Annotated in this window: 12 protein-coding genes and 1 pseudogene; 7 read left to right on the top strand and 6 right to left on the bottom strand. The window is 66.4% G+C overall.

Going from position 1 to position 10512, the window contains the following annotated elements; all coding sequences use genetic code 11:
* Positions 1–132, top strand: a pseudogene (locus Q0W90_RS20075) (IS30 family transposase); the annotation flags it as partial.
* A gap of 53 nt (positions 133–185) precedes the next feature.
* Here Q0W90_RS20075 and Q0W90_RS20070 read toward each other — a convergent pair.
* Together Q0W90_RS20070 and Q0W90_RS20065 are read right to left on the bottom strand one after the other, a co-directional pair.
* Positions 186–1106, bottom strand: coding sequence for a co-chaperone YbbN (locus Q0W90_RS20070; protein WP_297599219.1), 921 nt, complete (start codon positions 1104–1106; stop codon positions 186–188).
* Between the two features lie 182 nt (positions 1107–1288).
* Complete coding sequence (locus Q0W90_RS20065; protein ID WP_297599217.1) at positions 1289–2470, bottom strand: acetyl-CoA C-acetyltransferase; 1182 nt, start codon at positions 2468–2470, stop codon at positions 1289–1291.
* A gap of 89 nt (positions 2471–2559) precedes the next feature.
* Here Q0W90_RS20065 and mce point away from each other — a divergent pair, with 89 nt between their 5' ends.
* Complete coding sequence (mce, locus tag Q0W90_RS20060; protein WP_297599215.1) at positions 2560–3027, top strand: methylmalonyl-CoA epimerase; 468 nt, start codon at positions 2560–2562, stop codon at positions 3025–3027.
* Positions 3028–3037: 10 nt separating this feature from the next.
* Here mce and Q0W90_RS20055 read toward each other — a convergent pair whose 3' ends face one another.
* Together Q0W90_RS20055 and nucS are read right to left on the bottom strand one after the other, a co-directional pair.
* Positions 3038–3346: a hypothetical protein gene (locus Q0W90_RS20055; RefSeq protein ID WP_297599213.1), complete on the bottom strand. Its 309-nt coding sequence runs from the start codon at positions 3344–3346 to the stop codon at positions 3038–3040.
* Positions 3347–3369: 23 nt separating this feature from the next.
* Positions 3370–4041 carry an endonuclease NucS gene (nucS, locus tag Q0W90_RS20050; protein WP_297599211.1) on the bottom strand — a complete coding sequence of 224 codons (672 nt, stop codon included), beginning with the start codon at positions 4039–4041 and terminating at the stop codon, positions 3370–3372.
* Between the two features lie 45 nt (positions 4042–4086).
* Between nucS and Q0W90_RS20045 the strand changes: the two genes are divergently transcribed.
* Positions 4087–5712 carry an adenylate/guanylate cyclase domain-containing protein gene (locus tag Q0W90_RS20045; RefSeq protein ID WP_297599209.1) on the top strand — a complete coding sequence of 542 codons (1626 nt, stop codon included), beginning with the start codon at positions 4087–4089 and terminating at the stop codon, positions 5710–5712.
* A 12-nt stretch (positions 5713–5724) separates the two neighbouring features.
* Here Q0W90_RS20045 and Q0W90_RS20040 read toward each other — a convergent pair whose 3' ends face one another.
* Positions 5725–6798 carry a GGDEF domain-containing protein gene (locus tag Q0W90_RS20040; RefSeq protein ID WP_297700174.1) on the bottom strand — a complete coding sequence of 358 codons (1074 nt, stop codon included), beginning with the start codon at positions 6796–6798 and terminating at the stop codon, positions 5725–5727.
* Between the two features lie 225 nt (positions 6799–7023).
* On the opposite strand from Q0W90_RS20040, the gene Q0W90_RS20035 reads away from it, so the two are divergent.
* The 4 genes from Q0W90_RS20035 (at position 7024) to Q0W90_RS20020 (ending at position 10142) form a co-directional block, all read left to right on the top strand.
* Positions 7024–8511: a DNA-3-methyladenine glycosylase 2 family protein gene (locus Q0W90_RS20035; protein WP_297601409.1), complete on the top strand. Its 1488-nt coding sequence runs from the start codon at positions 7024–7026 to the stop codon at positions 8509–8511.
* Positions 8508–8999, top strand: a complete 492-nt coding sequence (locus Q0W90_RS20030; protein ID WP_297601412.1) for a methylated-DNA--[protein]-cysteine S-methyltransferase — start codon at positions 8508–8510, stop codon at positions 8997–8999. The genes Q0W90_RS20035 and Q0W90_RS20030 overlap by 4 nt, the downstream gene beginning before the upstream one ends.
* Before the next feature lie 94 nt (positions 9000–9093).
* The gene (locus tag Q0W90_RS20025) at positions 9094–9402 is read left to right on the top strand and encodes a hypothetical protein (RefSeq protein ID WP_297601414.1); all 309 of its coding nucleotides are present in this window, start codon (positions 9094–9096) and stop codon (positions 9400–9402) included.
* Positions 9403–9425: 23 nt separating this feature from the next.
* A complete protein-coding gene (locus Q0W90_RS20020; protein WP_297700178.1) occupies positions 9426–10142 on the top strand; it encodes a hypothetical protein in 717 nt (238 codons plus the stop codon).
* 53 nt (positions 10143–10195) lie between these two features.
* Here the strand turns inward: Q0W90_RS20020 and Q0W90_RS20015 are convergent.
* Positions 10196–10512: PE/PPE C-terminal domain-containing protein (locus tag Q0W90_RS20015; RefSeq protein WP_297776154.1), on the bottom strand; the 317-nt coding region annotated here is incomplete at its 5' end.

Raw genomic sequence — 10512 nt, 5'->3', positions numbered from 1 at the left:
TACCTCGACTACGTCGCCGCAAAACTCAACAACCGGCCCCGCCAAACCCTGGGCTGGAAAACACCCGCCGAAGCTCTCGACGAACTACTCTCCAACCCATCAAAACCGCCCGCTGTTGCAAACACCGCCTGAATCCGCCACGGGGTTTGCCCCAACAACTCGACGTTCGTGGAGCCGAATCAGCGCTAGTACAGCGCGTTGGCGAGGCTGCGTCGTCCCACGATGACCTCTGGATCGGCTGGGTCGAAGAGTTCGAACAGCTCCACCAATCGAGTTCGCACCTGGGCGCGGTCATCACCGGATGTGCTGCGCACCAAGGTAATCAAGCGCTCAAACGCGGCAGTGACCTCCTGGTTGAGGATCTGCACGTCGGCGGCAGCGAGCGCGGCTTCGATGTCACCCGGCGCGGCATCGGCGATAGCAACGGCGTCCGGGCGTTGCGCGGTTGCGCGGGTGAGGAAGTCGATTTGCCGGATCGCGCCCTTGGCTTCCACGCTGGCCGGATTGGCATCCAGGATCGACTGATACGACGCCTTGGCGGCCTCGAAGTCGCCGTCCTCCAGCTGTTGACGGGCCGCGTCCAGCTCGGGGTCGACCACCTCGGACTCCGCGGAACCCGTTGCTCCCTTGAGCTTTCCGGCCGTCGCGGAAAGGATTTGGTCCAGCCAGCCGCGCAATTGCTCGGCCGGCTGCACGCCTTGGAAGCTCGAGATCGGCTGCCCGGCCGCCAACGCCACAACGGTCGGGACGGCGTCGACACCGAATATCTGGGCGACCCTGGGCGCGACATCGACATTGACCGTCGCCAGCGACCACTTGCCATTGTCCTGGCCGGTGAAGCCGGACAGCGTGTCCAGCAGTTGGACGCACGCGTCGCTGCGCGGGGACCACAGCAGCACAACCACGGGCACTTCCTCGGACCGGAGCAAGACCTCGGCCTCAAAGTTGGCCTCGGTGACCGTAGTGATGCCTGCAGAGCCGCCGTCGGGGGGCGTCGGCGCGGACCCCCCGGGAGCAGTGCTTGCCGGCTGGGCGCGCTGCTTGAGACCGGAGAGATCGACCGCGCCGGTCAGTGCGGGGCCGATGGAAGGTCGCGGACGCGTCACGCCGTCAAGTTTGTCATGCGCGTGGGCTACCGATCCACCCGGTGGCGGGGGTGCCCAACCGCGGGCGCGGCAGGGGCACAGATCACCCCAAAAAAGCGGCGCGATCGGCGCGTATGACGAAGATCACAATTCTTCGCCCACCTACCCGCGCCAGCAACGTCGCGGGGAGGCCCGATCTCGGACTAACTTGCTCGCAGAATCAGCGCGTCGCCCTGGCCGCCGGCCCCGCACAGCGCCGCGACCGCGTAACCGGAGCCGCGCCGGGCCAGTTCCAGGGCGGCGTGCAGCGTGATTCGCGCCCCCGACATTCCGATGGGATGCCCGACGGCGATCGCGCCGCCGTTGACATTGACGATGTCGGGATTCATGCCGAGTTCACGCGTCGAGGCCAGCGCAACCGCCGCAAACGCCTCGTTGATCTCGACGACATCGAGCTGGTCGACGGAGATGCCCTCGCGGCTGATCGCCTTCTTGATCGCGTTGGCCGGCTGCGACTGCAGGGTGGAGTCCGGTCCGGCCACCACACCGTGCGCACCGATCTCGGCCAGCCAGCTCAGCCCCAGCTCCTGCGCTTTGGCCTTGCTCATCACCACCACCGCCGCCGCGCCATCGGAGATCTGTGATGCCGAACCGGCGGTGATGGTGCCATCCCGGCGAAATGCCGGCTTGAGGCCGGCCAGCGACTCGGCGGTGGTGTTGGCCCGGATCCCCTCGTCCTCGGCGAACTGCAGCGGATCACCCTTGCGCTGCGGGACGTTGACCGGCACCACCTCGTCGCTGAAGACACCGTCCTTCCACGCCGCGGCCGCCTTCTGATGCGAACCCGCAGCAAACTCGTCCTGCTCCTGGCGGGTGAATTTGTCGACGTCGTTGCGCTGCTCAGTGAGCGCGCCCATCGGCTGGTCGGTGAACACGTCGTGCAGGCCGTCGTAGGCCATGTGGTCCAAGACCGTGACGTCGCCGTACTTGTAGCCCGAGCGGCTATCCATGAGCAGGTGGGGCGCCTTCGACATGGACTCCTGACCGCCCGCCACCACCACGTCGAACTCCCCCGCGCGAATGAGCTGGTCAGCCAGCGCGATGGAGTCGATACCGGACAGGCACATCTTATTGATGGTCAGCGAGGGAACATCCCAGCCGATGCCGGCCGCCACGGCGGCCTGGCGTGCCGGCATCTGGCCGGCCCCAGCCGTCAACACCTGGCCCATGATCACGTAGTCGACCGCCGACGCCGGGACATTCGCCTTTTCCAGTGCGCCGGCGATCGCGATGGCACCCAGATCGCTGCCCGAAAAATCCTTCAGCGAACCCATCAACTTGCCGATGGGTGTCCGCGCTCCAGCAACGATCACCGACGTCGTCATGACTATCTCCTAAGGCCTGCTAGGCGCCCCCTCGATGGCCGTTTCGGCCTCCCGGAGAAGCGCAATCTTTGCCGCCAGGTTACCGTTATGTGATGACGACCGATCAAGTTGACGCCCGTCAGATCCTGGCCACCTCGCTGGTGACGGCGATCGATCACGTCGGCATCGCAGTCGCCGACCTGGACGCCGCCATCACCTGGTACCACGACCACCTCGGCATGATCCTGGTGCACGAGGAAGTCAACGAGGAGCAGGGAATCCGCGAGGCCATGCTGGCAGTGCGAGGTGCCCCGGCAGGCACCGCGCAGATCCAGTTGATGGCCCCGATCGACGACTCCTCGACCATCGCGAAGTTCCTGGACAAGCGCGGGCCGGGCATCCAGCAGATGGCCGTCCGGGTCAGCGACCTCGACGCCCTTGTCGAGCGGCTCCACGAGCAAGGCGTGCGACTGATCTACGAAGCACCCCGTCGCGGCACGGCAAACTCCCGGATCAACTTCATCCACCCCAAGGACGGCGGCGGAGTTCTGATCGAGCTCGTCGAACCGGCCGCCTGAGACTCGATATTCACGACCACTTCCTGGTTGGACCGCGGGTCGCGCGGTGCGCCCAGCACGGCGTGTGCCAATGCCGTCGGTCGTCGACTTGACCCGAGCCTCCCGTCAGCGTCGAATCGATCGGCCACACGACCAAATGTGCTGAGCCGGAGCGGATTTCGTGATCACAGCCGGGGCATCGGTAGGTCTTGACCGCACGGGCCGCCGCGACGGGACGGACTTCGTACTCGTGGCCGTCGGGCCCGACCTCTACTCGGGGCAATGCCGGCGGCGGCGCTGAGGGCCGCCGCCGACGGGGCGGTGTGCGGCGCCGAGGCATTCGATCAGTCTAGTGACCAGCCTTCAGAACAGCCGGTACTCGTCGCTGTCCATGCCGCGCATTTTATCGTAATCCAATGTCACACAACGGATCCCGCGATCGACCGCCAGGGTGCGTGCCTGCGGCTTGATTTGCTGAGCCGCGAAAATTCCCTGCACCGGCGCCAGCACGCTGTCCCGGTTGAGCAGCTCGAGGTACCGGGTGAGCTGCTCAACACCGTCGATCTCGCCGCGTCGCTTGATTTCCACCGCCACCGAGCCGCCGCGTTCATCACGGCACAGTAGATCGACGGGCCCGATGGCGGTCATGTACTCGCGACGCACCAGGGTGTACCCGTCGCCCAGCAGCTGCACGTGCTCCGCGAGCAGCGCCTGCAGGTGCGCTTCGACGCCATCCTTGACCAGCCCCGGATCGACGCCGAGCTCGTGGCTGGAGTCGTGTTCGATCTGCTCGACGGTGATGCGCAGTTGCTCGCCCGCCTTGTTCTCGACGACCCACACCGGCGCCTGGTCACCAGCCTGCTCGCTCACCCAGCACGGCGGGCTCATCCAGTTCAGGGGCTTGTAGGCGCGGTCGTCGGCGTGCACGCTGACCGATCCATCGGCCTTGAACAGCAACAGCCTGCGCGCGGATGGCAGGTGCGCGGTGAGCCGGCCGACGTAGTCCACGGTGCATTGAGCGATCACTAGACGCACCCGACTCACCTTAGAGCGTGGCCGACAAATTAGGCTGACGCCACCATGTCGGCCAACAAGTCCATGGCACAACGAATAGGCCGGGTGCTCGAGCGCGTCACCCGCCAGAGCGGCCGTCTGCCAGAGACGCCGGCGTACGGCTCCCTGCTGCTCGGCCGGGTATCGGAAAGCCAGGGCCCGCGCCGGGTGCGCATCCAGATCATCATGACGGTGCTGGTGCTGGGGGCAAACCTGATCGGTATCGGCGTCGCGGTGTTCTTGGTGACCGTCGCCATTCCGGCGCCGAGCGTGTTCGACGATGCGCCGGCGTGGCTCACCTTCGGGGCCGTACCGGCCTTCATCGCGCTGGCTCTCACGTGGGGCACCTATTGGATCACCCGCCGTACCGTGATCGCGCTGCGCTGGGCGATCGAGGGGCGCACGCCGACTCAAGAGGACGGGCGCAACGCCTTTATGGCCCCGTGGCGAATCGCCCTCGTCGACCTCGTCTTGTGGGGCACCGGGACGGTGGTGCTGACCACGTTGTTCGGCATGGTCAACTCCTTGTTCATTCCGCGGTTTCTTCTCGTCGTGAGCTTCTGCGGAGTGCTGGTTTCCACCGGGAGCTATCTGCTCGCCGAGTTCGCGCTGCGACCGGTCGCCGCGCAAGCGCTCGAGGCGGGGCCACCGCCGCGCCGATTTTCGGCAGGCATCATGGGCCGGACGATGGTGGTCTGGTTCCTCGGTTCGGCCGTGCCCGTCATCGGCATCATGCTGCTCGCTTTATTTGAGCTCGTACTGCGGAATCTGACCCAGACCCAGTTCGCGGTGGCCGTGCTGATCGTGTCGATGGCCCCGCTGATCTTTGGGTGCGTCCTGATGTGGATCCTGGCCTGGCTCACCGCGACACCGGTGCGGGTGGTGCGGGCCGCCCTACGGCGCGTCGAACGGGGCGATCTGCGCGGTGACCTCGTGGTATTCGACGGCACCGAACTCGGTGAGCTGCAACGTGGCTTCAATACGATGGTCGACGGCCTGCGGGAGCGCGAACGCGTCCGCGACCTGTTCGGCCGCCACGTCGGGCGCGAGGTCGCGCTGGCCGCAGAACGCGAACGACCGCAACTGGGCGGGGAGGAACGCCATGTGGCCGTCGTGTTCATCGACATCGTCGGGTCGACAAAACTGGTGACGAGTCAGCCTCCGGCCAAAGTTGTTGCGGTGCTGAACCGTTTCTTCGCGGTCGTCGTCGAGGAGGTGGACCGCCACTGCGGACTGGTCAACAAATTCGAAGGCGATGCGTCGCTGGCCATCTTCGGAGCACCGAACCGCCTGGATAGCCCTGAAGACGCGGCCCTGGCCGCCGCGCGGTGTATCGCCGAGCGGCTGGCCGACGAGGTGCCCGACCTCGAGGCCGGCATCGGCGTGGCCGCGGGACAGGTCGTCGCGGGGAATGTCGGCGCCAAAGAACGATTCGAATACACCGTCATCGGTGAGCCGGTCAACGAGGCGGCCCGGCTGTGCGAGCTCGCCAAGTCGCACACCAACCGACTGCTTGCCACGGCCGACGCCATCGAGGGTGCGAGCGAAAATGAGCGGGCCCGTTGGTCGTTGGGCGACACCGTGACCCTTCGCGGACACGAGCGCCCCACTCGGCTGGCGTCACTCGTCGACGTCGCTCGACCCGTTCAATAGTTCTCGGCGGGCTCAGGCTGCCACCTGGCGGTGGCGACTTTGGTTGCCGCCGCACCGCTTGGCTTCATACATCGCGGTATCGGCCTCGGCAACCAACTGGTGGAACGCGTGCTCGGCATATTCCGAGACGACACCGCTCAACGGCAGCGTGGCGATTCCGACGCTGGCGGTCACCGAGGCATTCATCGCGGCCACGGCATCACAGAGCTGCCGGCCCCACTCCGGCAGCTGTTCTGTTGTCACGATGTCAGCGACCAAGAATTCCTCCCCGCCGACGCGGCCGACGACGGCCGTCTCACCGCATGCAGTGGTCAAGGTGCCCGCTACCTCGATGAGCGCCTCATCACCGGCGGCGTGCCCGCGCGTGTCGTTGAGCTCCTTGAAGCGATCCAGGTCAACCATCGCCACCGCCAGAAACTTGTGATGGGCGCCGGCGAGCATCCGGCCGACTATCGCCCGGTCGCAGGCACGCCGATTCAGCAAGCCGGTCAGCGGGTCGCGGTTGGCGCGCAAGAGATCCATCCACAGCGCGCGCACCACGACCTGGATGGCAAGCGGAACGACGACGTTGAGTTCCAGGACCAGAAAGTAGCCGGTGAACGCCAGCACAGCCTGCCCGGTAGCGGCCAGACGCACCGCTTGCCAGGCCCCGATCGCGCTGGCCACGCAGAAGTTCAACGTCATCAGCTTGGCGGTGTGGAAGAACGCGATGTAGCCGCCCGTCACCGACAACGCCGAGCACGCCATCAGTCCGATAAGCGGCTGGGGCTGCCACAGGCAGCCGCCGCCGATGGATACGCAGCCCGTCATGATGTAAAAAATGGACTGGCGCCGAGTGGGCCACCCGCTCAACCACAGTACCGTCATGGCCACCCCAATCACGGCGGCCAGGATGGAAACCGTCAGCGCCACACGGGGATACAGCGGCTCGGGGCCCCAGCACACGTTGACGGGCACCAGCACCAGTGAGGCCGCCACGACGGCCAAGACCCGGCGGGTATTAGTGCTCAGCCCATGCGCCTGCAAATAGCCTGTCAGCCAATCGAAGTGGTCATCCTGCTCCCACCACACCGCCAGCCATTTCATCAGTTCGCCCTTCCCCGAACCCACTCACCCCGTCGGGTCATGCCGCCACAGCCGGCGAGTTGGCTCACAGTAAATACCATCGCGTGCTGTGAGTAGCTCGAATCGACAAGAATGCCGGTTGGATGCCGAGGCCGACCAACGCCGATGCGTCACCCCGGCATACCCGCTCACAACGATGTCGCTTTCCCGCTAGTTTTGTCGGTGGACGGGTGTAAGTCTGGAAGCATGCACGACGATTTCGACCGCTGCTACCGCGCCGTCCAGTCCAAGGACGCCCGGTTCGACGGTTGGTTCGTCACCGCGGTGCTGACCACCCGGATCTACTGCCGACCCAGCTGCCCGGTGCGGCCGCCATTCGCCCGTAACGTGCGGTTTTACCCGACGGCGGCGGCCGCTCAGCGCGCCGGCTTCCGGGCATGCAAGCGGTGCCGTCCCGACGCCTCTCCGGGGTCCCCGGAATGGAACGTGCGCGGTGACGTGGTGGCGCGGACGATGCGGCTCATCGCCGACGGCACGGTGGACCGCGACGGCGTTGGCGGCCTGGCCGCCCGCCTCGGCTACACCACTCGACAGCTCGAACGGCTCCTGCAGGCCGAAGTCGGTGCCGGCCCCCTCGCACTGGCCCGTGCGCAACGCGCGCAGACGGCGCGTGTGCTGATCGAAACGACGGACCTGCCGTTCGGCGACGTCGCATTCGCCGCAGGGTTTTCCAGCATCCGTCAGTTCAATGACACCGTGCGTTCGGTGTTCGAAGGCACACCGAGTGCGCTGCGCCGGCGCGCGGCAGCGCGCTCCGCATCCGGGGCCAATTCGCCTGGCACCGTGTGCCTTCGGCTGCCGGTGCGCACACCCTTCGCCTACGAGGGTGTCTTCGGCCATCTCGCGGCCGGCACCGTTCCCGGTTGCGAGGAGGTCCGCGACGGCGCGTACCGACGCAGCCTGCGCCTTCCCGTCGGCAACGCCATCGTGAGCTTGACTCCTGTCGTCGACCACGTCAGTTGCGTCCTCATGCTCGACGATTTCCGCGACCTGACAACGGCGATCGCCCGTTGCCGGCGGCTGCTGGACCTCGATGCGGACCCGGAAGCGGTGGACGAAGCACTGGGCGGAGACGCAGGGCTGCGCCCCATCGTGGCCAAGGCACCCGGACAGCGCATTCCCCGCACGGTCGACGAAGCCGAACTCGCGGTGCGCGCGGTACTCGGACAGCAGGTGTCCACCAAGGCCGCGAGCACCCATGCGGGCCGCTTGGTCGGCGCCTACGGACAGCCGGTCAACGATCCCGGAGGAGCACTGACCCACACCTTCCCCTCCGTGGACGAGCTCGCCGAGATCGACCCCAGCCATCTAGCGGTGCCCAGGGCCCGCCAGCGCACGCTGAGCGCATTGGTCGCCGGCCTCGCCGACGGCAGCATCGTCCTGGACACCGGGTGCGACTGGGAAAGCGCCCGCAAACAATTGCTCGCGTTGCCCGGGGTGGGCCCCTGGACCGCGGAAGTGATTGCGATGCGCGGCCTCGGCGACCCGGATGCCTTCCCCGCCAGCGATCTGGGTCTGCGTCTGGCCGCAAAGCGGCTGGGGTTGCCTTTCGACGAACGCCCCCTCGTCGAACACAGCTCCCGCTGGCGCCCCTGGCGTTCCTATGCAACGCAATATCTTTGGACCACCCTTGAACATCCGGTAAACCATTGGCCGCCACAGGAGGTCGCATGATCGAGTACCGCACCATCGACAGCCCCATCGGATTGCTAACCCTGGCCGGGCGCGACTCGGTGCTGACACACCTACGGATGGTCGACCAGACCTATGAACCGAACCGCACCGGCTGGTCGCCGAACCCACGGGCGTTCGACGATGCCGTCGAGCAACTGGCCGCCTACTTCGCCGGTGAGCGCACCGACTTCGATTTCGCGTTCGATCTACACGGGTCCGAATTCCAGCGGCGCGTTTGGCGGGCGTTGTTGACAATCCCGTACGGAGAGACGAGGTCATACGGTCGTATCGCCGAGCAGATCGGCGCCCCGGGGTCCGCACGCGCTGTGGGATTGGCCAACGGACACAACCCGATCTCCATCGTCGTCCCGTGCCATCGGGTGATCGGCGCGAACGGCAGCCTCACCGGCTACGGCGGCGGCCTGCAGCGCAAACGCACCCTGTTGGACCTGGAAAAGACCCACAGCTGCGCAACTTTGTTCGATTAACCGCCGGGCACGGCGATCGCGTAGGCTACGGGCATTCACGCTGACTCGCGTTTCCTTTTGCCAGGTCCGTCCCATGGCGATATCGTCCGTAATTGTGGACGACAGTGCGAAGGACCCAGCCGTGGTTCTGCCGTACCTGGTGGGTAGGCCGTTGGCGGCTACCGAGGTCTACGAAGCATTCGGTTACCGCAAGTCCGCGTACTACAAGGCGGCTCGCGAGGGCAGGCTGATCACCGCAGACAACCTGATCAGGGCGGCCAAGTTTTTAGGGTTGAACCCGGTTGACCTGCAGGTCCGCTACGGTCTGATCGACCCCGACTCGGTCACCGAGTACCTGGAGTCCCAGCCCGGCCAGCCCAGATTGCGTGACCTTCGCCCCGATCCCAACAGTCCGCCCCTCTGAGCGGCGCTGCCGGGACCCTTTCAATGATCAAAACCGCACTCATCGTCGCCACCCTGATTGCCCTCCTGTGCAGCCTGTGGATCCGGCGCGACACTTGGCGCTCCCGATGGGAGGCCGGCGCCACCCGCAACATCGCGCTGCATGGCTGCGCCGTGCTGCTGATGTCGCACTGGGCGGCGGTCGCGCTCGGCCCATCCCTGCACCGCGTCTTCGGGCTGTGGAACGTACAACACCTCCTCGGCCACATCTGCTGGATCTTCGCGGTGACGGCCATCATCCGGCATGGACTCGTCCGTCTCGTCGACGAAACCCACGAGCGCGACCTATTACGCAAGCACGTCACGCGCCCGCTACGGCTGGCGGTTCCGCTGCTGGTGGCCCTGTTCATCATCGCCGACGAAGGCCATCACCTCGACTTCTTCGCCGCCCCGGCCAGCGACATCTGGCTCGCGGCTTACTGGTTGGTATTGGGCGGCCTGATGATCTACCTACTCGTCTATGCCGGACGAGTACTCCTGATACTGCGGACGGATCCCCGCTCAACGACGACTGTCGACCTCTATCTGATCTCGGCCGCATTCGGCGTGGCAGCTACCGCGATCCAGATGGGCACCTCCTGGGCGGGCTCCGATATCGTCTTGCCCGTCTGGTTGTGCGCCTGTCTGAGCGCAATCGGCTTCGCCTACGGTTCTGCCCGATCTTGGCAGGCCAAGGTGGCCTGGTTCACTTCCGGCAAATAGTCCACCCGCGGGCGTCGACGTCCGCGATCAGCGCGTCTTGCCGATCTAGGCGTTTATCCGCCGACTACCGACCGCGCCATGACTGCGTGGCGGAACCCATACCGTTGACCGACCACCTTCCCTCCGGCGGCCCGGCCCGTGCCCGTGCCCGTCAGCGGTATGCCGCGGAGCAGGCCCCCTCCCTTGGCTTCGGGGCCGACGGTCGCGCTGCTGAGAGCCGACAGCGTGCTTTCCCCGCTCGTCGCCGGGGCCGCAGCGGCCCAACTCTGCGGCACCGACAAGTGGCCCACCGTGGCCGCCCTGCCCAGGCCCGCCGACACAGACGACACCGGGCCGCCGCCCAGGGTTCCACCCAGACTCCCACCCAGAC

Origin of the sequence: Mycobacterium sp. (genome assembly GCF_025933915.1) — a bacterium.
Taxonomy (GTDB): Bacteria; Actinomycetota; Actinomycetes; order Mycobacteriales; family Mycobacteriaceae; genus Mycobacterium.
This window is presented reverse-complemented; position numbering and strand designations above follow the sequence as displayed.